The sequence below is a fragment of the Staphylococcus sp. 8AQ genome (genome assembly GCF_902506595.1).
Classification (GTDB): domain Bacteria; phylum Bacillota; class Bacilli; order Staphylococcales; family Staphylococcaceae; genus Staphylococcus; species Staphylococcus pasteuri.
Genome location: NZ_LR733871.1, coordinates 893,012 through 913,413, shown reverse-complemented (window position 1 = coordinate 913,413; position 20,402 = coordinate 893,012). Strand labels below are relative to the sequence as shown.

23 protein-coding genes and 1 riboswitch are annotated in these 20,402 nt (G+C 30.9%); of the genes, 11 read left to right on the top strand and 12 right to left on the bottom strand.

Annotated features, from left to right (window positions below; genetic code table 11):
• Nucleotides 1-54: 54 nt before the first annotated feature.
• A complete protein-coding gene (locus tag GVY01_RS04550) occupies nt 55-225 on the bottom strand; it encodes a hypothetical protein (RefSeq protein WP_046466674.1) in 171 nt (56 codons plus the stop codon).
• 235 nt (nt 226-460) lie between these two features.
• Between GVY01_RS04550 and GVY01_RS04545 the strand changes: the two genes are divergently transcribed.
• From GVY01_RS04545 to brnQ3, 5 genes are all read left to right on the top strand, one after another.
• Nucleotides 461-1,270 carry a VOC family protein gene (locus GVY01_RS04545; RefSeq protein WP_017636522.1) on the top strand — a complete coding sequence of 270 codons (810 nt, stop codon included), beginning with the start codon at nt 461-463 and terminating at the stop codon, nt 1,268-1,270.
• A gap of 31 nt (nt 1,271-1,301) precedes the next feature.
• Nucleotides 1,302-1,505, top strand: coding sequence for a DUF6501 family protein (locus GVY01_RS04540; protein WP_002451189.1), 204 nt, complete (start codon nt 1,302-1,304; stop codon nt 1,503-1,505).
• 126 nt (nt 1,506-1,631) lie between these two features.
• The gene (locus GVY01_RS04535; protein WP_159333654.1) at nt 1,632-2,423 is read left to right on the top strand and encodes an ATP-binding protein; all 792 of its coding nucleotides are present in this window, start codon (nt 1,632-1,634) and stop codon (nt 2,421-2,423) included.
• Nucleotides 2,424-2,435: 12 nt separating this feature from the next.
• Nucleotides 2,436-4,325 carry a vWA domain-containing protein gene (locus GVY01_RS04530; RefSeq protein ID WP_017636524.1) on the top strand — a complete coding sequence of 630 codons (1,890 nt, stop codon included), beginning with the start codon at nt 2,436-2,438 and terminating at the stop codon, nt 4,323-4,325.
• Between the two features lie 126 nt (nt 4,326-4,451).
• Nucleotides 4,452-5,795: a branched-chain amino acid-like transporter carrier protein BrnQ3 gene (gene brnQ3, locus GVY01_RS04525; RefSeq protein ID WP_017636525.1), complete on the top strand. Its 1,344-nt coding sequence runs from the start codon at nt 4,452-4,454 to the stop codon at nt 5,793-5,795.
• A 76-nt stretch (nt 5,796-5,871) separates the two neighbouring features.
• Here the strand turns inward: brnQ3 and GVY01_RS04520 are convergent, their stop codons facing one another.
• From GVY01_RS04520 to GVY01_RS04510, 3 genes are read right to left on the bottom strand one after another with little or no spacing between them, the layout of a single operon-like run.
• Nucleotides 5,872-7,005, bottom strand: coding sequence for a toxic anion resistance protein (locus GVY01_RS04520; protein WP_026083437.1), 1,134 nt, complete (start codon nt 7,003-7,005; stop codon nt 5,872-5,874).
• A 23-nt stretch (nt 7,006-7,028) separates the two neighbouring features.
• Nucleotides 7,029-7,652 carry a 5-bromo-4-chloroindolyl phosphate hydrolysis family protein gene (locus GVY01_RS04515; RefSeq protein WP_017636527.1) on the bottom strand — a complete coding sequence of 208 codons (624 nt, stop codon included), beginning with the start codon at nt 7,650-7,652 and terminating at the stop codon, nt 7,029-7,031.
• A gap of 25 nt (nt 7,653-7,677) precedes the next feature.
• On the bottom strand, nt 7,678-7,947 hold the full coding sequence (locus tag GVY01_RS04510; protein ID WP_026083438.1) for an acylphosphatase: 270 nt from the start codon (nt 7,945-7,947) through the stop codon (nt 7,678-7,680).
• A 156-nt stretch (nt 7,948-8,103) separates the two neighbouring features.
• Between GVY01_RS04510 and msaA the strand changes: the two genes are divergently transcribed.
• From msaA to GVY01_RS04485, 6 genes are all read left to right on the top strand, one after another.
• Entirely contained in the window at nt 8,104-8,412 is a 309-nt protein-coding gene (gene msaA / locus GVY01_RS04505; protein WP_017636529.1) for a regulatory protein MsaA, read from the top strand.
• Nucleotides 8,413-8,598: 186 nt separating this feature from the next.
• Nucleotides 8,599-8,799 (top strand): cold shock protein CspA, encoded by a 201-nt coding sequence (gene cspA, locus GVY01_RS04500; RefSeq protein ID WP_002433901.1) that lies wholly within the window; start codon nt 8,599-8,601, stop codon nt 8,797-8,799.
• Nucleotides 8,800-9,087: 288 nt separating this feature from the next.
• Entirely contained in the window at nt 9,088-9,672 is a 585-nt protein-coding gene (locus GVY01_RS12785) for a CPBP family intramembrane glutamic endopeptidase (protein ID WP_117239048.1), read from the top strand.
• Between the two features lie 4 nt (nt 9,673-9,676).
• Nucleotides 9,677-10,078: an Msa family membrane protein gene (locus GVY01_RS12780; protein WP_046466669.1), complete on the top strand. Its 402-nt coding sequence runs from the start codon at nt 9,677-9,679 to the stop codon at nt 10,076-10,078.
• Nucleotides 10,072-10,926: an ABC transporter ATP-binding protein gene (locus GVY01_RS04490; RefSeq protein ID WP_029055364.1), complete on the top strand. Its 855-nt coding sequence runs from the start codon at nt 10,072-10,074 to the stop codon at nt 10,924-10,926. The genes GVY01_RS12780 and GVY01_RS04490 overlap by 7 nt, the downstream gene beginning before the upstream one ends.
• Before the next feature lie 15 nt (nt 10,927-10,941).
• Nucleotides 10,942-11,691: a hypothetical protein gene (locus GVY01_RS04485; RefSeq protein WP_051522831.1), complete on the top strand. Its 750-nt coding sequence runs from the start codon at nt 10,942-10,944 to the stop codon at nt 11,689-11,691.
• A gap of 67 nt (nt 11,692-11,758) precedes the next feature.
• Here the strand turns inward: GVY01_RS04485 and lysA are convergent, their stop codons facing one another.
• The 8 genes from lysA to GVY01_RS04445 form a co-directional block, all read right to left on the bottom strand.
• A complete protein-coding gene (gene lysA / locus GVY01_RS04480; RefSeq protein WP_017636965.1) occupies nt 11,759-13,024 on the bottom strand; it encodes a diaminopimelate decarboxylase in 1,266 nt (421 codons plus the stop codon).
• Nucleotides 13,025-13,026: 2 nt separating this feature from the next.
• Nucleotides 13,027-14,103: an alanine racemase gene (locus GVY01_RS04475; RefSeq protein WP_017636966.1), complete on the bottom strand. Its 1,077-nt coding sequence runs from the start codon at nt 14,101-14,103 to the stop codon at nt 13,027-13,029.
• Nucleotides 14,104-14,106: 3 nt separating this feature from the next.
• Entirely contained in the window at nt 14,107-15,258 is a 1,152-nt protein-coding gene (locus GVY01_RS04470; protein WP_017636967.1) for an amidohydrolase, read from the bottom strand.
• 169 nt (nt 15,259-15,427) lie between these two features.
• Complete coding sequence (dapD, locus tag GVY01_RS04465; RefSeq protein ID WP_017636968.1) at nt 15,428-16,147, bottom strand: 2,3,4,5-tetrahydropyridine-2,6-dicarboxylate N-acetyltransferase; 720 nt, start codon at nt 16,145-16,147, stop codon at nt 15,428-15,430.
• Nucleotides 16,148-16,168: 21 nt separating this feature from the next.
• Nucleotides 16,169-16,891 carry a 4-hydroxy-tetrahydrodipicolinate reductase gene (gene dapB / locus GVY01_RS04460; protein WP_017636969.1) on the bottom strand — a complete coding sequence of 241 codons (723 nt, stop codon included), beginning with the start codon at nt 16,889-16,891 and terminating at the stop codon, nt 16,169-16,171.
• Nucleotides 16,891-17,775 (bottom strand): 4-hydroxy-tetrahydrodipicolinate synthase, encoded by an 885-nt coding sequence (dapA, locus tag GVY01_RS04455; RefSeq protein ID WP_017636970.1) that lies wholly within the window; start codon nt 17,773-17,775, stop codon nt 16,891-16,893. Before dapA ends, dapB begins: the two co-directional genes overlap by 1 nt.
• 1 nt (nt 17,776) lies before the next feature.
• Nucleotides 17,777-18,766 carry an aspartate-semialdehyde dehydrogenase gene (locus tag GVY01_RS04450; RefSeq protein ID WP_029055369.1) on the bottom strand — a complete coding sequence of 330 codons (990 nt, stop codon included), beginning with the start codon at nt 18,764-18,766 and terminating at the stop codon, nt 17,777-17,779.
• Nucleotides 18,767-18,823: 57 nt separating this feature from the next.
• Nucleotides 18,824-20,029: an aspartate kinase gene (locus tag GVY01_RS04445; protein ID WP_026083466.1), complete on the bottom strand. Its 1,206-nt coding sequence runs from the start codon at nt 20,027-20,029 to the stop codon at nt 18,824-18,826.
• An 82-nt stretch (nt 20,030-20,111) separates the two neighbouring features.
• Nucleotides 20,112-20,288: riboswitch (Lysine riboswitch) on the bottom strand.
• Between the last annotated feature and the right edge of the window lie 114 nt (nt 20,289-20,402).

Here is a 20,402-nt window from a genome sequence, read left to right as displayed (position 1 = left end):
TTACTATGTCGCTATTAACATCATTCAAAGATTAGGACGTTTTATCATTATATTTTAATAAAGCATGAAGATTTCAATAATTGCTAAAATAAGAAACACAACAAAAGCAATTAGGAAATATTTAAAACTTGGTTTTTGTTTATTTTGTAAATTTGTAAAAACTTGTATACCTGAATAAACAGCAATTAATACAGTAATTGCAAATATAATCCACATACTGGACATATGATATGCCTCCTTCACTAATCTCTATATTTACATTTTAATATACTTTCTCGATAATACCAAAATGAATTTTTGTTCAAATATGAAAAATTAATTACAAACAACTTTACACTTGGTGAATATTTTGAATTTTATATACGTTTCAAGTTATTTTCTAATAGAGTTCATCATATAAATCATGGTTAAAATACGTTATAATAATAGAGTAAAGATAAATGATTAGGGGTGTCAGTAGATGAGCGGAATTAGAAGCGTCACGTTAGGTACAAGTGACTTATCTAAAACGAAAGAATTATTCGAAAATATATTAGGTTTAAATTCATCTGAGAAAGGCGACAACGCATTAAGATTTGGCGATGCTGATTTAAATCCAGGAACACGTATACATTTTGTTGAAGTTCCAAACAATGACTATCAAAATTCACATATAGATAGTGTAGGATTAAGAACACCGTCAGATTCTGGTTTGGATGAATATCAAGATATATTAAATCAACATCAAATATCTTTTAGCTCAATTACTGAACTCAATGGTAATATGCATTTTAACTTTGAGGATCATAACCAACAATTGTTTGATATCTATTCTAACGAACATAATACAGGTGTCCCTTTAGGTATGCCATCATTTGAAAGTACTGTAAATCCATTACATCAAATTCAAGGTTTAGGACCTGTTATTCTTAAAGTGAATGAATTATCTATTACAGCTTCAATTCTTAATAAAGTATTTGGTTTACATATATTTGCTGAATATCTTCCTTCTGAAGAAGCTACTCAAGTCATTCAAGTATTTAAAATAGGTGAAGGTGGACTTGGAGGCGAGCTTCATTTGTATGAAGCAGAGAACGAAATTACTAATCAAGAAAATGAAATGATAGAACAGGTTGAATTTTCAACAAATAGTAAATCTGATTTTGAAAATGCGAAACAAACTTTAGAAGATATTGGCATTCCATATCAGACATTACAACAAGATGATTCCGAATCATTAAGAATCACTGAAAATAGTGGTATTTCATTTATATACACACTAGATAAATAACTTAAATATTCATAAAGGTAGGGAACAATAAATGTTACATGAAACATGGAAAGAACGCACACCTATTAAAAAAGTTGAGGTTACAAATACAGATGCTAAAAAATTCACTGTATCTGATATGTTAACTGTTGGTAAACAGTACGATGTAATAAATGAAACAGAAGAATATTATCAAATCATCGATAATTCTGGTTTAGTTGGTGGCTATTATAAAACTTACTTTAAAGAAGTTTAATTTCATAATATTTTAAAATTAACTTTACTAAAAGTAGATAAAACAATAGTCAACAAGACTAAGACAATTGGAAAGTACAACCCACATGTCTTAGTCTTTTTCATATTAAAAAGGAGCATGCAAATAATGGCACAATCACAATATAAAAACTCAGATGTTTCCGTATTTAACGATGCGAAAGCACTATTTGATTTAAATAAAAATATATTATTAAAAGGGCCTACAGGTTCTGGTAAAACTAAACTTGCCGAAACATTAAGTGAAGTTGTAGATACACCGATGTATCAAGTTAACTGTTCAGTTGATTTAGATGCTGAAAGTTTATTAGGCTTTAAAACAATTAAAACTAACGAACAAGGTCATCAAGAAATCGTATTTATAGATGGACCAGTAATCAAAGCAATGAAAGAAGGCCGTATTCTATATATTGATGAAATTAACATGGCTAAACCTGAAACATTACCAATTCTTAATGGTGTATTAGACTATCGTCGTCGAATTACGAATCCATTTACAGGTGAAGTGATTCAAGCTAAACCTGGATTCAACGTTATTGCAGCAATTAATGAAGGCTATGTCGGTACATTACCGATGAACGAAGCACTTAAAAACCGTTTCGTAGTTATCCAAGTTGATTATATTGATGGAGACATTCTTAGCAACGTTATTAAAGAGCAAAGTCGTTTACAAGATGATGCCATCATCAAACAAATTATTAAGTTCAATGAAGATCTACGCACAATGTCAAAACAAGGTCAAATCTCTGAAGAAGCAGCAAGTATTCGTGCCCTCATTGACTTAAGTGATTTAATTACAGTAATGCCAATTGAACGTGCCATCAAACGTACAATCATCGATAAACTTGAAGATGAAAGAGAACAACAAGCAATTATTAACGCAATAGAACTTAACTTTTAGAGAGGGATTATTATGAGCGACCGTTTCATAAAATTTAACGATGAACAATTAGATGCTAAACAAGTTATGATGTTGCAAGACTTAGCACGTTTACTTTTAAAAAATGAACAAACGCAAGTCAAAATTCAAAAATTCCCTTTTTATAATCCATTTAACAATACATTAATTACTAGTTGGTTTTGGTCTCATCGCTCAAAACCCGTTGAAGAAGCAGGTCTAAAAACGGATGTTATGTTAGCTGCTTATGGATATTATATGATGGATGTAGATATTACTAATGAAGTACTTCATAACGATGAATTTAATCATCCTAAATTTTTCCAACAATTATTCAAATTATTGGAAGATATGCGTATTTTTAATGAAATCAAAACTATGCGACCAAGCACAGCAAAATATATTGATTTACGCTTGAAAACTAGACTCACATTTACTGAATCACAAATTAATGTATACAAAACAAAAACACTATATACAGACTTATTATTTTTATATTTAGAACATGCTTTTATAAATCAAAACTTCTTTGATATTCCATCAATTCACCCTAAATTCGATGATGTATTAGTAAATATGTATCAATATTTACCTAATTTTTTCCAAAACGAATCTTCAGAAGACAATATGTATTTAGCAGAACGTATATTATATCAAGTTGACGATTTATTGAAAGAAGATATGTTAAACGAATATTATTATATTCCTAAAAATTTATACGAAGATATTCAAGCTGAAACATTCGAAGATTTGAAACGTACAGATGCAGCAAATACTGATGGTCATGATCAAACACAAGAAGATACTGATGCAGTTACGGCAGAAGCTGAAACTAAATCTGCAGACAGTCAATCTGAAGGTGGCGCTTATTTAGAAATGGAACTTCATGAAGGTGAAAATAGTGATGTTATGGCAGATAATGATACTGCTAGAGAAGGCGACTCGTCTGATGATATGACAGACATGATGACCAAAAAAGGGAAAGGATCACAAAATACATTAGACCGTGAAGAAGGCGGGTTTATTGGACAAAATAGTGCATTCGCATTAGAAGGTATCAATCAAAATGTCGAAATTGAGTGGAAAGTCCCTGATATTTTACCTGAATATCTTCAATTATATGAAGACGTTAAACATGATGTTCAATTTGAAATTAAAGATTTAATTAAAATTATTAAAAAGACAATCGAAAGAGAACATCAAGATGAACGTCATAATTTAACTAAAGGTCGACTACAAAAAGACTTAATTAATTGGTTTATAGATGATCAATACAAATTATTTTATAAAAAACAGGACTTAAGTCAATCGTTTGATGCAACGTTCACTTTATTAATTGATGCTTCTGCAAGCATGCATGACAAAATGGATGAAACGATAAAAGGCGTTGTACTTTTCCATGAAACATTACGAGAATTAAATGTTAAACATGAGATACTTGCATTTAATGAGGATGCTTTCGACTCTGATGATTCTAAGCAACCCAATATTTTTGATGAAATCATTCATTATGACTATTCTACAATGAAAAAAGATGGTCCTCGTATTATGGCACTAGAACCACAAGATGATAATCGTGATGGTGTAGCCATACGCGTTGCTAGCGATAGACTGATTCGACGCAGTCATAACCAACGATTTTTAATTGTCTTTTCAGATGGGGAACCTTCTGCATATAATTACAGTCAAGATGGTATTATAGATACTTATGAAGCAGTGGAAAATGCAAGAAAATACGGTATTGAAGTCTTTAATGTATTTTTAAGTCAGGAGCCAATAACAGAAGATATAGAACAAACGATTCATAATATCTATGGTCAGTATTCTATATTTGTTGAAGGTGTAGAACATCTTCCTAGTTTATTATCTCCATTATTGAAAAAACTCTTACTTAAATCTTTTTAAAAATTTGTCTAATTATGAAATTTAAATGAAGTAAGTGTTTAAATTTTCTGAAATTATATAGACTTACAAATTATATTTATGCTAGAATATTTAATGTTGCATATTTAATTATAAAGGAGCAGCATTATGAATAAGAATACATGGATTGTAGGGTTCATGCTATTTGCTATGTTCTTTGGTGCAGGTAATTTAATCTTCCCAACGAATTTAGGTTTAGATAGTGGACACTTTTTCTGGCCGGCGATTCTCGCTTTTGCATTAACTGGGATAGGATTGCCTTTACTTGGCGTCGTGGTTGGTGCACTTGATAAACAAGGTTATATTGGCGCATTTAATAAAATTTCACCTATATTTTCAATTATTTTTTTAATTGTTATTTACTTAACTATTGGACCTTTGTTTGCCATACCTCGTACGGCATCAACATCATTTGAGATGACAATAACTCCAATTGCACATTCACATGGTAATCTAACATTATTTATTTTTACGTTAATATATTTCATTATCGTATTATATTTATGTATCAATCCTAATAAAATGGTTGATCGTATAGGTTCATTATTAACACCTTTATTATTAATTACTATATTAGCTATGATTATTAAAGGGTTTATTGATTTTAGTAGTCATTCTTCAAGTCATGGGAAAACAGAACTGTTTAACAATAATATCGGTAGTTTTTCACAAGGCTTTACACAAGGTTACTTAACTATGGATGCTATTGCTGCAATAGCATTTTCTATGATTGTAGTTAATGCGATAAAAGCCACTGGTGTTAATCACGCAGATAAAATTTTCAAACAAACGTTAATTGCTGGATTAATAGCAGCTGTAGCATTAGTTTTTATTTATATATCACTTGGATTTATCGGAAATCATATCGATGTCTCAGATGCAAAATTAAAAGCATTAGCCGCGAAAGACCAAAATGTAGGTACATATTTATTAACTACTATGGCATCAACAGGTTTCGGAACATTTGGTAAGTATTTATTAGGTATTATTGTTGCATTAGCTTGCTTAACAACGGCATGTGGATTAATTGTAGCTGTTAGTGAATATTTCCATCGAATTATTCCTAAAATATCTTATAAGACATATGTTGTGTTCTTTACAATTGTTAGCTTCATTATTGCTAATCAAGGTTTAAATGCAGTGATTACAATGTCACAACCCGTTCTTAGTGTTATCTATCCAGTAGCGATTACAGTAGTTTTATTAATATTATTAGCTAGATTTATTCCAACAAAGCCAATTACACAACAAATTACTGTTATAGTAGTTGCAATCGTATCGATTTTAAGTGTAATTCACACACAAGGGTGGTTAAAACTTAACTTTATGGATTATCTTTGGTTAAAAGATTATTCATTAGAATGGTTCCCAATTGCTGTTATTACAACAATTATTGCATATATTATCGGTGCATTTATTAAACAACAACCTATCGTGTATCAAAAAGAATAAATCATAGAAAAATAGCCAGTAAAATGAGTCATTTTAAAACTCATTTTACTGGCTTCTTTATTTATCATGCTTTGTGCTATTCTTTTCTCATTGATAATAGATGTTGTTTTAAATCATTTTCTAAGCCTGATAGTTCTTTTTCGGCAGCTTGTCGTTTTTGTCGACCATCATGCTGAATTTGCAATGTTTGCTCGATTGTATCAATAATATCACTTTGAGTTTGTTTTAATGTTTCAATATCTACAACACCACGTTCATTTTCTGTGGCTGTTTCAATAGCATTTTGTTTTAACATCGCTGCATTTTGAGTTAGTAGATCGTTCGTAGTATCTGTGACTGCGCGTTGTGCAGATACTGCATTTCTTTGTCGCATGAGCGTTAGGGCAATAGCCATTTGATTTTTCCAAAGTGGAATACTTGTTAAAATCGAACTTTGAATTTTTTCAGCTAAGGCCTGATTAACATTTTGAATCATACGGATTTGTGGGGCAGTTTGTATTGCAATTTGTCTTGAAAGTTGTAAATCATAAATTCTTTTTTCTAATCTATCTACAAATTGTTCCATATCTGCAACTGCTTGTATATCCATTTGATTACCTGATTGTTCTGCTTTATGTTGTAAATTGGGAATCGTTGTTTGTCGTATCTCTTGTTTTTTACGTTGAGCAGCTGCAATATATACCGTTACTTCATCAAAATATTGTTTGTTTTGGTCATATAATCCATCTAATAAATCGATATCTTTTGTTAAATTACCTTTATGCTTTTCCAACTGAATTGTTATACGATCAATTTGAGAACTAACAGATTGCATTTTGGAAAATATTTCATTAATTGAGGCTTGAGTTCTTCTAAAGATACGTTTTAATTTAGATTGTTTGCTTGGGTCTAAATCATTTGGATTAACTGATTTTAATTTACTCATCAATTGATTTAATGAGTCACCGACAGGTCCCATGTCTTTGGATTGAACATCATCTAACATTTGATGAGAGAATTGAGACATATTTTGTTGTAAATTAGTACCAAATGATAATAAGCCATCATGATCTAGTGGTTTAATTTGCTCGCTAATTTGATTGATTTTTTGTTGATCTGCCTCAGTAAATTGATGTTCAAAATCTTCAACAACAGTATTTGATTGCCCAGTTTGATTATTAATATACTGATCAAGAGGATGTGAGGCCTCACGTTCTAGTTCATTTGACATAGCCATTAATGCTCCTTTCTATATTATTTTTGTCTACGTTGTTGCTCTAATTTGTTTAATTCCATTTCAACATCTAATCGTTCATAATCTTCTTCATTTAATTGTTTTAAGTCTGCTACTAATGTGCGTTTAACCTCATCAAGAGTAATACGCGTTTGTTCTAACTTTTGCTTTTCTTCATGTGATTTCTTAGGCATTTTCGTTAATCTAGTATACGAATCCACTAAATTCAAAGCATTATCTATATGCGAATAGAAAAATCCTTCTACTTTAAAAAACATACCTGGACGTTGTTTCACACTCATATAAATAGAGCGAGATATTCTATAGATATCATTTACTTGTCTGAAGTCTTTAATAGATCGAATATTAATAAATGATTTTAAAATCATTCGAATTTTAGCCTGCGCTTGATTCAATTGACCTCTAACATATCTATATTCTCTTCTAGTTAAACCTATTTCATTTAAATACTTCCGTGATGTTAGCCGTTGGGTAGGGAAGTATGACACTATAAACCCACCCAAACCAATAACAGCATCTATGATAAATGACAGATCTAATCCAAAGATACTAATCATCCAAGCAATAATCGCTACAGGAATACCTACCATCATTCCAAATATTCTTGAAATATTATATCTCAACTGCCATCTTCCTTTTTAAATTAGTTTAAATCGTTTTAAAATCTTTCAATGATTCATCAACATCAAGTGTTTCAATATCATAATTGGTTACATTTGAGGCAGGAGAAGCACCTGAAACAACACTATTAATAAATTGATCTAAACTTTCTGTATCTCCTTGTGCATATATATCTACATAATCATCAACATTTTGTACTGTTCCTTTAATATCATGTTGATTTGCTATTTTCTGTGTATAAAATCTAAAACCGACACCTTGAACTGTGCCGAATACTTGTATATGTTTGCGTTCCACCATAATCACCTCTTAATATCATTATAAGGATAAAACGTTAAAAAAACTAATAATAACTACACTACGTATCGGCCAAAAGTATGAGTCTTCAAACTTGATTTTGTTATACAACAAGTTAAAATTAGCATATAGAATTATACAAAGAAGGGGATACATATGTGGACAGTTGCAAAAATTAGAGCTGACTACGAGGGTTGGTGGTTATTTGAAGATTGGCCAGAAAAAATCGTAAAGCAATCTGAGTTTTCATCATATGATGAGATGTTAGAAGAATATCAAGATTTAATTAAAGCTTGCCAAGCCTATTATGATAACTGTGTAATGGGAAAATATAATATGTACGCATTTTACAATAATTGTGATTTAAATTTCTGCGAAGATTGTGATGAAGATTTACAAATATTTTATAGTTTTATTGTTTTAAAAAATAATGAAGTATATTATAATCTTCCAAAAATAGTTTAAATGATAATTTCCTATAATTGTATTGCAATTTTGCTATTTTTAAACTATAATATTAATTAAGCAATAGTTTTATTCCATATTGCAAAAAGTATTTGCTATTATCGTTATGACTAATTAGACCATGTATTTTTTGTAATATGCGAATAACGCATATTGAATGAATTTTAGTCTTGGAGGTTTCAGATTATGAAACAAGGTACAGTTAAATGGTTTAACGCTGAAAAAGGATTCGGCTTCATCGAAGTTGAAGGAGAAAACGACGTATTCGTACATTTCTCAGCAATTAACCAAGATGGTTACAAATCATTAGAAGAAGGTCAATCAGTTGAATTTGAAGTAGTTGAAGGCGACCGCGGACCACAAGCTGCGAACGTTGTAAAACTATAATAAATAGATTGTAAAAATTGACTTTATTAACTAACACCTTACCAAGATGTAAGGTGTTTTTTATTGGAGTTTTTATATAAAATTAGCGGTTAGTGATCATAGGGTCACTAACCGTTTTTTATTTGAGGAATAGAAGTATATTAAAGAATAATAATGTAGACAATTTTATATAAATATTATACAATAATTATAACAACTAAAGAGAGGGATTAAAATGGAAAGTTTATTCAAATTATTACATGTATCAATTGGACGCTTTCATATTGGCTATAGAGGCAGACGTGTTAAATGGTAATTAATACACCTACTTTAGAGAATAAGATAAAAATCATCTTATTCTCTATTTTATTAGTAATATTTTCCTCTGCTTCATTAAGTATTTCCATAGGCATTTTTTCTATATTAATAAAAAATGAATTTGTACTTCAACTATGTACACTACTATCATTTATAATAAGTTTTATAATAATACCAATTCTTTTTATTAAACTTTTTAAGTTAAATAGTGTTGAAGGTTTATCTATTAATGTGAACAAATGTCTGTTAATATTTTTATGTTTTATTATTATGTCATTTATTACTAAAGACTATTTAATAACATTTTATTTCCTATGTGTAGCTATTGGAGAGGAATATTTATTTAGACATATAATATACAAAATACTTAGTAAGGAATTTAATATAGTACTTATATCGATAATTGGTTCAATTTTATTTGCTTTTTTATTACATCTAAATGAACCTTTTTTAATTAATTTGATTAATAGGTTTCCAAGCAGTATAATATTATATTTTATTCGTTATAATATAAATTTAATTTTTAGTATAATTACACATTGGATTTATAATTTACTATTAACTTATTTGGGGTGAATTAATGAAATATTATTTTTCTACTTTTATTTTAATTTCAATATTTTACGGGATAATGTGTTATTTTCAATTCAATATTAATGTTTACCTTGCATCAATATTAACGCTTTTAATTCCTACTATTATTACGGGTGTTTTTATTTTTTACTGTAACAAACACTATCAATTTATGATTACAAATAGTCTGTTTAATTTATTATGTTATATCTTATACAGTCTTTATATAATGAATTTACCTAATTATGATTCTTATATTTTAAATTCTAAAAAAACGAATGATCAATTTGAAATTTCTATTGATGAGAATATGATAGCTATACCTCAATTAATTTTTATATTTTTATTTATGACTTCCGTTTTATTTTTATTAATACTTATCAAAAAAAGGAGGGGTTTTAAATGCTAAAATTACAGAATATTAAAAAAACTTATGGTTCTACAACTATCTTAAATAATATTAATTTTGATATGAATAATGGCGATATTATTGGTTTAATTGGTAAAAATGGTGCGGGTAAAACCACTCTAATGAAATTAATTGCTAAAATGCAACGACCTTCTGAAGGGACTATTTCATACAATAACCAAGATATACATATAAATGAAAATATACTTACTGACTTTGGTTTTATGATTAATCAAGTATATTTTCCTAATTATAGCGCGCGTCAAAATTTAGAATTTTATTTAAAAGTAAACAATCAAAATCAATATCTCGATAAAATAAGTGATATTTTAACTTTTGTTGCTTTAGAAGACAATAAAAAGAAGGTTAAAGACTATTCATTTGGTATGAAGCAAAGACTATGTTTAGCAATGTGCTTAATTACAGAACCTAAAATAGCAGTTCTAGATGAACCGTTTGTTGGTTTAGATCCAGTAGGTATTGATCAATTAATTCAACTTTTACAACAATATGCTGCAAAATATCAATCTATATTTTTAATTTCTAGTCATCAGATTAATGAATTAAAACAAATATGTAATCGTTATTTGTTCCTTAACAATGGTGAAATCAAAGAATTAAAATCTACACAATTTGAAAATCGACAATTACTTACATATACAAATCCAATAAAAGATATGCAATCAATCAAACAACAATTTGATTTTATTACGCATATAGATGGCAATACTATAGAAATTATTGACCAAGAAGATAATCTGAAATTAATTCAAAATTACATAGGTAATGATAATACTTTACTCAACATCAAAAATATTGAAGCAGATTATATATCATTATTTAAATAGTTAGGGGATTAAACAATGTTAAACGAAATTTTTAAATTTACAGTAAAGTTAAAGTCATTTTGGGTCTTATTATTAATCAGTTTATATCCATTACTTATTTTTATAGCAGAACTAACACATAGTGATTTTGTTTCATTATCATCAACTGAAAAAAATAGTGTCTCGTTTGCAGAATTACTGATTGCTATTTCTGATACAGAACTTAAATTTTTATTACCCATTGTATTAATAGGTATGATGATTGGTCAAAATTTTAATGATGATATTAAATCAGGCCGCTTAATCTTATTTAAAGATCAAAATAGGGATAAGATATTTAACTATAAATTTTTATCTATTTTATTATTAGTTATTATCTCACGAATAATATTAATCATTTCTAGCATTATCGTATATCTATTCTTTGTTAATAAACACGACTATTCTTCACACTCATTATTCTTAAATGATACATTAGTGAATAAAAGCTTTATATTATCATTAGTAGGTATTTTCAGTACGATTATTATTTTGTTATTTTTAGGAATTTTATCATCAATTAAATTTAATTCAGCTTATACAATTATGATTATGGTAATTGGATACATATTAACTAAAATCGTAGAAATGCTACCTAAATTTAAAGTTCTACCAGTTTCTTTTATAAAACTAGAACATGTTCAAGATTTTAATTTTCAGTTAGGTATGATGATAGGGCTAACATTCCTCTACATTATTATTTTTTACGTCATCGCTCGTACATTATTTAAAAAATTACAGTATTAATACAAAATTAAAGGTTCAATACAAGATAATCATTAATTGGTTGTCTTATATTGAACCTTAATTTTTTCTATTTTGTATCATTAATAATCAGTTGTCTTAATGATTGACGTTTAATGACTTCACGTGCTTTGCCATCTTTAATAAAGAACACTGATGGCTTTTGCATTTGGTTATAATTTGAAGCCATAGAATAGTGATAAGCACCAGTGGATAATATCGCTAAGTAATCTCCACGTTGTACTGAACTTGGAAGCTTAGCATTTTTAATAATAATATCTCCCGATTCGCACAATTTACCTGCAATTGTCATAGTATCATCCGCTTCTTCATGACGATTAACAAGTAACGCTTGATACTCGGCATCATATAATGATGTTCTAATATGATCACTCATACCGCCATCTATAGATACATATTTATTAACTCCTGGAATGACTTTCGTTGTGCCTACTTCATATAATGTTATACCAGCTTCACCAACGATTGAACGTCCTGGCTCAATGCCGATTTCAGGTGTATCCATATTTAACTTGTTAACCTCTTCTTTAATAGCATCTGTAATTTCAGCAATGCCAGTTTCAATAGGGAAGCTAACGCCGCCTTCAACATACTTAATACCAAAACCACCACCAAGGTTAAGCAGTTCAACATCAATATTGTTGTCATTTAACCAGTTCAACACAATTTTAGCTGTTTCAATCATTGCTTCAGTGCCTTCAATTTGTGAACCAATATGGAAGTGAAACCCTTTTAAATGAAGATGTTTTGTTTGTTTAATTTTATCTACCGCTTCATTAGCTAATCCATAACGGATTGAAAGGCCAAATTTACTATCTTCTTGACCTGTTTGGATAAATTCATGTGTATGTGCTTCTACACCAGGATTGACTCTTAATACGACTTGTACTGTATCATTTGCATAGCGATCAATTAAATCAATTTCTTCTAAAGAATCTATAACAAAATAGCCAATGTTATTTTCTAAAGCATATCGGATTTCATGCTTTGTTTTATTATTACCATGGAAGTGAATACGACTTGGGTCAAAGCCTGCTTCAAGTGCTGTATATAATTCTCCTTCAGAAACCACATCTAAATGTAAATCTTCTTCTTGAACCAATTTAACCATTTGTATACATGTAAATGCTTTAGAAGCATATGAAATATTATATTTTAACCCGCTTTGTTGAAATGCTTGATGATAACGACGCATTTGATTACGAATTTGATCTTCATCATAAACAATGGTAGGGGTACCAAAGCTTTGAGCCACAGTTTTAAGACTTGTACCTCCTAATGTTAATTCGCCGTATTCGTTATATTCTACTGTCATATTTATCTATACTCCTTTATAAGAGAATCGTGATTCATTGCGCTAAGTTGTTCAGAATTTGCTCCCACACCCTTAAATGTGTATTCGTCTATGCGCATATTTTCATTATATAATACAACTTGATCTTGTGCATGTACGTTATCATCAACTTCCACGAACATATGACTCATCATTAAAGCACGAATAGGGTAGCGCTTTCCATTAATAAGTGCTTCATGTTGTGCTCTCGTTCTTAAAATACCATCACCATAACCAACATCTACTACCGCAAGTTTCGTATTATCATTCTGTGTTTCAAATGCCCAACTGTAGCCACAATAGTCTCCTTGCTGAACATCACGCACTTGTATGACATTTGCTTTTACAGTTAATGATTGCTGAATCACTTCTTCACCTAAACCACTATATGGGCGAGAACCATATAATGCAATACCAACTCTTGCGTGCGTATGGTGGGGAAGTACGACTTGACCTTCACGATAATAACTTGCACTATTTTGAGCGTGAATGAAATCAAACTGATAGCCTTCATTTAATAAAGTATTTAATACTTCTAACCATGCAGCACGTTCACGGTCATATTCAGGTACACCGAATTCATCAGCATAACCAAAATGAGTCCATAATCCTGAAATAATCATTTTATCTTGATTTGAATTTTGTTGGTGATCATGTAACACTTCTTGAATTTCAGTTAATGTTTTAAAACCGGAACGATGTAGCAAATTTTCAAATTCTAAATGTATATGAATATCATGCAAATCTTCTTTATGCTCATAATAATATTTCAAAGAAGGTAACGTCATATGAATTTGATTATCACGCACTGTATCAAAATCATATACTGCATTCATAAGAAATACCGTTGCATTTGGAGCTAATTCACGTACTCTTACAGCTTCTTTTAAAGAAGTCGTACTAAATGTATCAATACCTGCACTTAAAAACTGCTTTACTGCAAATTCTAAACCATAATGATAGGCATTATTTTTAACAACAGCCATAATAGGTTGTTGATTTTTAACTTTCTTTGCATTATCCAAAAATGCTTCTGAATCGACTGACCAAATTGCTGTCAATAGTTACACCTCTTTGTAATTTAGTAATAAATGTTCATAATAATTGGCTACATCAATTAATACCTTTTCATCAAAATTTAAATGAGATGTATGTAATCCTGTTACATAGCCTTTATCTGTATTTCGTGTACCTACAAAAACAAAATATGCTGGTGCTAATAATTGACCATAAAAACTAAAATCTTCGCCAAATAAAAATGGAGTAGGCTTTTCAATCACTTCTAAATGAGCATCTTTAAGTGCTTGTTCTACAGGTTTACGTAATTTAGGATTATTAATCGTAGCAGGGTATCCTTCTTCAAATTTCACTTCACAATCTACGTTAAATAACAATTTGACACTGTCAGCTATTTTTTGCATTTGATTTTTAACAATAGTTAAATCATCAGCATCATATGTACGAATAGTTCCTTCTAGATAACCATGACTTGGTACTGTATTAATCGCTTCACCAGCTTCAAAATGTCCCATATGTACGATATTACGTTTTAAACCATTTAAATGATATTGTTGAATTTGACCAACTTGCGTTAACACGTGATGTAATGCTTCACCACAAGAATAGCCTTGTTCTTTATCTGCAACATGGCTAGATAAACCTTTTAAATAAAAGCGATATTCAGTCGCACTAGCAGTAATTTCTTCATCTCTGATTACTACTGTGCCTTCATCTGAGAATGGATTTACATGGATACCAAATACTGCTTCAATAGGATATTGATCAAAGGCTTTGGCATTAATAAGACGATGTGCACCGCCACCTGTTTCTTCAGCAGGTTGGAAAATAAACACAACATTATGAGGAAGGGTACCTTGATCAGCCATTGCTTTACAACGTTGTACAAACAACATCAGGGCAGTTGTATGTCCATCGTGTCCACAAGCATGCATCACATTATCATTTTGACTTCGATAGTCTACATCATTTTCTTCAAAAATCGGTAAAGCATCAATATCTGCTCTATATGCAATCGTATGATTACTATTACCTTTTAAATAGGCGATAGCACCTGTTTCTAGTGGGCGTTCATATGTTACACCTAGTTCATTTAAAAATTGAGTGATATATTCAGTTGTTTCGTATTCATGTAAACTTAATTCAGGATGTTGATGTAAATGTCTTCTATGAGTAGTTACAAATTCTAATTCATTCATCAAAATCATTCCTTTCTCTAAAAATTCCCTAATGACGTTATCATATTTAATGATAATAAAAAGTCGAAACGAAAGGGTGGGGAGCTATCTGTTCTCAAGAAGTTTGAAATCTACTTCTTTAAACTGCTCAACCACGTCTTCGTTTCAACTTACTTTCATTTACGATATATTAATCGTTTAATTTTCTTAATGCAGACACAATCTCACGTTTAGAATCTTCAACTTCAGAAGTCTGTTTAATCACTTTAGCAGGTGTACCTGCAACAACTGCACCTGCAGGAACATCTTGTGTCACAATAGCGCCAGCTGCAACAATTGCACCTTCACCGACACGTACACCTTCTAAAATAACTGCATTTGCTCCGATTAAAACATTATCTTCGATGACAACTGGTGATGCGCTAGGTGGTTCAATAACACCTGCTAATACTGCACCTGCACCAACATGTACATTTTTACCTGTAGTAGCACGCCCCCCTAAAGTTGCATTCATATCTACCATAGTACCTTCGCCAACAACTGCACCGATATTAATCGTAGCGCCCATCATTACGACAGCACCATCTTCAATAATCGCTTGTTCACGAATAAAGGCACCGGGTTCAATTCTAGCATTCGTATTAGTTAAATCTTTTAAGGGAATCGCAGAATTACGACGGTCCATTTCAATCTCAACATCTTCAAATTGACCTTGATGTTGTTCATAGAATGGTTTCCATTCGTCTGCTTCTACAAAAATCACTTTAGAATTATCTGAACCAAATACTTTAAACGATTCAGGGAAAGTTACATTGTCAAAATTACCGTTAACATAAACTTTTAATGGTGTTGATTTTTTTGCATCACTAATATATTGAATTATTTCTTGGGCTGATAAATGTTGTACCATAATTTCGCTCCTTCAGTTGAATTATAAATTATCGAAAGTATAAAAACCTTTGTCTTTGTGAATTAATTTTTCAGCAGCGCCAATTGCTCCATTGGCAAAGATATCTTTTGATTGTGCTTTATGTGAAATAGTAATTGTTTCATCAGTACCAGCGAATAATACATCATGTTCTCCGACAATTGTACCTCCACGAACTGCATGAATACCTATTTCATCAGGTGTTCGTTTTTCTGATTTATCATGACGATCATATACAGGCGTTGTTTTTTCACGTAATCCTTCAATGACATCATATAGTTTAACTAACGTACCACTAGGGGCATCGACTTTTTTATTGTGATGCGCCTCGGTAAGTTCAATATCAAAATCTTGTAATAGGGGAACAGCCGCTTCTAGAATTTTGGTAAGCGCGTGTATGCCATAACTCATATTCGCACTGAAAAATACTGGCATGTTTTTCCCTAAATCTTCTAGTTTTTCAACTAATTTTTCTTTTTCACCAGTAGTTGCGATAACTAATGGTAATTTGAACGATTCTTCTAATAATGGGAATAATAAATTAGGATTAGAAAAATCTATCGCAACATCGGCATCTTTTGCGTCAGCAATGTGTTCGTATTGTTGATAAGGTGTTGAATCTTTCGGTGTGTGTTCGATAACGCCTACAATTTCATGGCCTTTTTCTTCAGCTAATCTAGCAACTCGTTGGTTCATAGCCCCATAACCAATTAAAAGAATTTTCATTATTTTTCACCTGCTTTAAATGTTTCATAAGCTTGTACTAATTTTTTACGATCATTTTCTTCTAATGGTAGAAGAGGTAAGCGTAGTTCATAGCTTCCAAAGCCTTCATGAGCAGTTAATGCTTTGATTGGTATAGGATTAACATCTACAGATAGAACATCTAACAATTGTCCAATTGGCTCGAACGCTTTAGTGATATCGTCCCCGTTTTGTTTAGCATCATATAAATGTTGGAATTCTTTTGGAATAACATTAGCAATTACTGATATAACGCCATTACCACCACGTTCATAGAAATCAACTACATTGTCATCGTTACCACTATAAATTGCAAATTCGTCTTGATTAACTCGTTTTTTAACTTCTTCAAAGTAATCAAAATCATTTGTAGCATCTTTAAGTGCAACAATATATTGATTTTTACTTAACGTTTCAACTGTCTCTGGTTCAATCGTCATATTTGTACGAGAAGGCACATTATATAATACAACTGGTAATTCAACCGCATTTGCAATTGTTTCAAAATGTTGTACTAAACCGCGTTGATTCGTTTTATTATAATAAGGTGTAATTAACATGACTGCATCAGCGCCTAATTGTCTAGCTCGAACAGATGCTTGAATTGATTTTTCAGTATTATTTGTGCCAGTACCTGCAATTACAGGTACTTGTTTATTCACTAAATTTACTACAGTTTCTAATACATGTTCCTTTTCATCGTCATTTAAAGTAGGGCTTTCAGCCGTAGTACCATTTACAATAATTGCTTGAGCATTATTTTCTAATAAAAATGAAACGTGACTTCTTAAAGCATCATAATCTACCTCGTTATTTACGAATGGTGTAGTTAATGCTACACCTACGCCTTTAAACATGTGTGTCATATTAAAGAACTCCTTTCAATTTTAAAACTTGTTCTAAAACTTGAACTGCGTTTAATGCTGCACCTTTCAATAAATTATCTGATGTACACCATACATGGAATGTATTGTCTAAAGAATCGTCTCTACGAATACGACCTACAAACACTTCGTCTTTACCAGTAGAATGTATTGCAAGTGGATATTCATTATTAGCTGGATTATCTACAAGAACTACTCGATCATCTTTGTCAAATAGAGCTTGAATTTCTTCTACAGTTGTATCTTGATCGAATGTGACATCCATTTCCACGCTATGACTATCTTGAACAGGTACACGAACACATGTAGCAGTTACTTTTAAATCTTTATCATTTAAAATCTTACGTGTTTCATCAATCATTTTTTGCTCTTCTTTTGTATAACCATTTTCTAAAAATACATCAATGTGTGGTAACACATTATTATAAATAGGGTGAGGATAAGCTACAGGTTCTTTACCATTGGCGCCCTCAGATAAATCTCTCTTACCCTTAATACCAGATCCTGAAACCGCTTGATATGTTGTATAAGCAACACGTTTTAAACCAAATGCTTCTTGTAATACTTTTAAAGGTACAACTGATTGAATTGTAGAACAGTTTGGATTTGCAATGATTCCTCTAGTGAACTTAGGTTCATTAACTTCTGGAACTACTAAATCTACATCTTCTGCCATACGCCATTGACTAGAATTATCAATCACTATAGCACCAGCTTGTTCAAACAGTGGGGCGAAATGTTCACTTGTACCACCACCTGCACTCATTAATACATAGTCAAAATGTTCACTTGCTGCTTCTTCAGTTAATTCTTGTACTGTATATGTTTGTCCTTGAAAATCTATATTTTGACCAGCAGAACGTGCTGAAGAAAATAACACTAATTCGTCAAAGGGAATTGCTTTTCTATCTAATGTTTCTAACATTTTTGTTCCTACTAATCCTGTTGCGCCAACTACTGCTAATTTTGTCATGTGTAAGTCACTCCGTTTTCAATATTATTAATATTGTGAAAAATTAAGTTAAATCAATTATATATCAAAAGCACCGTATAGTTCTTCGACAGCTTTTTCACCATTTTCAGCATCAATGACATAAGAAATACTAATTTCTGATGTGGTTGTTTGGTAGAAGGGGATTTTAGCATTAATTAAAGTTATAAATGCTTTAGATGCAACACCTGACATATCTCTCATACCAGAACCAATTAAAGAAATTTTGACATAAGCTTCGTTAATTTTATAATCAAGAGCTTCAAAATTAACTGCTAACTGTTCTAAAATTTGTGAGATTTGATGTACATCTGTGTCTTTAATACTAAATGATAATTGTAATCCTTCATGGTTAACGATTTGGGAAATCATATCCACGTTAACTGAGCCTTCTTCTAATTCAGTGAATAATTGTGTTAATAAACGATTATCTGGTAGGGGATATGTGATTGTAACATGCATCATGTGTTTATCTAATGCGACCCCAGTTACTGCTTTTTTCTCTAATAAATCACTTCTAGACATAATCCATGTTCCTTTCACATTTGATAAAGTTCTTCCTAAATATAGTGGAATATTGTAATTTTTAGCCAATTCAACACTGCGCGTCTCAAGCACGCCAGCACCAAGTGCACTCATTTCCATCATCTCTTCATAAGATACATACTCTAAACGTTTAGCATGACTTAAAATTCGAGGATCTGTGGCATATACACCATCTACATCTGTATAGATTTCGCAAGGTATGTTATTGCTAGCTGCTAATGCCACTGCTGTAGTATCAGAGCCACCTCGACCTAATGTAGTTAATTCATGGTTCTCATTAATTCCTTGAAAACCAGCAATCACAAGTACATTATGTTGCTCAAATGCATCAGTGAAGGTTGAAGGGTTAATTTCAGCAATTTTACTTTTTAAGTGATGTCCAATTGTTTTAATTCCAGCTTGGTATCCAGTCATAGCTTTAGCACTAACACCAATATCGTTTAGCACCATAGACAAATACGAAACTGTTTGTTGCTCTCCAGTTGTTAAAAGTAGGGCAAGTTCTTGCTCTTTTGGAGTTGACGTTAAGGATGATACATTTTCCATCAATTGATCTGTAGTTTTACCCATAGCACTCACTACAACAATCAGTTGTTCATCTTGTTCAACTCGATCTTTTAACATGTTTGCTATATTTTTAATCTTTGTAAAATCGCTGACGGAAGATCCGCCAAATTTCAAAACACTTCTATTCAAAATTTGTCCTCCTCAGTTAGTAGGTAGGCCCACCTATTCAATAAAAAAAGAACAAGTCTGGAATGCGACTTGTTCTACATTTATGTACAAGTGATGCACTCCATTATTATCAAATAATGACAAACTCTTAGCTCTTAACCAAAAAGTCCAACAAATGATATCTGCTATTATCATTCGTTTCGGCATTGCCCCCTTTCAATATTAGCTGTTAGCAGACAGTAATCTAATATTTACTCATGTTTAATGCGCCTCATCAAAATCTTATTCAATTGATATGTTTTTATTATACATATCTGACATGTGACTGTAAACCGATAATTGCGATTTTTTCAAATAAACAGAAAATTTTAAAGCCACTTTCTTTTAGCAAAGATTA

Excerpts from the sequence above, each read along its gene's own strand:
- GVY01_RS04550 (WP_046466674.1), bottom strand. The coding sequence starts at position 225 with ATGTCCAGTATGTGGATTATATTTGCAATTACTGTATTAATTGCTGTT.
- GVY01_RS04545 (WP_017636522.1), top strand. The coding sequence starts at position 461 with ATGAGCGGAATTAGAAGCGTCACGTTAGGTACAAGTGACTTATCTAAA.
- GVY01_RS04540 (WP_002451189.1), top strand. The coding sequence starts at position 1,302 with ATGTTACATGAAACATGGAAAGAACGCACACCTATTAAAAAAGTTGAG.
- GVY01_RS04535 (WP_159333654.1), top strand. The coding sequence starts at position 1,632 with ATGGCACAATCACAATATAAAAACTCAGATGTTTCCGTATTTAACGAT.
- GVY01_RS04530 (WP_017636524.1), top strand. The coding sequence starts at position 2,436 with ATGAGCGACCGTTTCATAAAATTTAACGATGAACAATTAGATGCTAAA.
- brnQ3 (WP_017636525.1), top strand. The coding sequence starts at position 4,452 with ATGAATAAGAATACATGGATTGTAGGGTTCATGCTATTTGCTATGTTC.
- GVY01_RS04520 (WP_026083437.1), bottom strand. The coding sequence starts at position 7,005 with ATGTCAAATGAACTAGAACGTGAGGCCTCACATCCTCTTGATCAGTAT.
- msaA (WP_017636529.1), top strand. The coding sequence starts at position 8,104 with ATGTGGACAGTTGCAAAAATTAGAGCTGACTACGAGGGTTGGTGGTTA.
- cspA (WP_002433901.1), top strand. The coding sequence starts at position 8,599 with ATGAAACAAGGTACAGTTAAATGGTTTAACGCTGAAAAAGGATTCGGC.
- GVY01_RS12785 (WP_117239048.1), top strand. The coding sequence starts at position 9,088 with ATGGTAATTAATACACCTACTTTAGAGAATAAGATAAAAATCATCTTA.
- GVY01_RS12780 (WP_046466669.1), top strand. The coding sequence starts at position 9,677 with ATGAAATATTATTTTTCTACTTTTATTTTAATTTCAATATTTTACGGG.
- GVY01_RS04490 (WP_029055364.1), top strand. The coding sequence starts at position 10,072 with ATGCTAAAATTACAGAATATTAAAAAAACTTATGGTTCTACAACTATC.
- GVY01_RS04485 (WP_051522831.1), top strand. The coding sequence starts at position 10,942 with ATGTTAAACGAAATTTTTAAATTTACAGTAAAGTTAAAGTCATTTTGG.
- lysA (WP_017636965.1), bottom strand. The coding sequence starts at position 13,024 with ATGACAGTAGAATATAACGAATACGGCGAATTAACATTAGGAGGTACA.
- GVY01_RS04470 (WP_017636967.1), bottom strand. The coding sequence starts at position 15,258 with ATGAATGAATTAGAATTTGTAACTACTCATAGAAGACATTTACATCAA.
- dapD (WP_017636968.1), bottom strand. The coding sequence starts at position 16,147 with ATGGTACAACATTTATCAGCCCAAGAAATAATTCAATATATTAGTGAT.
- dapB (WP_017636969.1), bottom strand. The coding sequence starts at position 16,891 with ATGAAAATTCTTTTAATTGGTTATGGGGCTATGAACCAACGAGTTGCT.
- dapA (WP_017636970.1), bottom strand. The coding sequence starts at position 17,775 with ATGACACACATGTTTAAAGGCGTAGGTGTAGCATTAACTACACCATTC.
- GVY01_RS04450 (WP_029055369.1), bottom strand. The coding sequence starts at position 18,766 with ATGACAAAATTAGCAGTAGTTGGCGCAACAGGATTAGTAGGAACAAAA.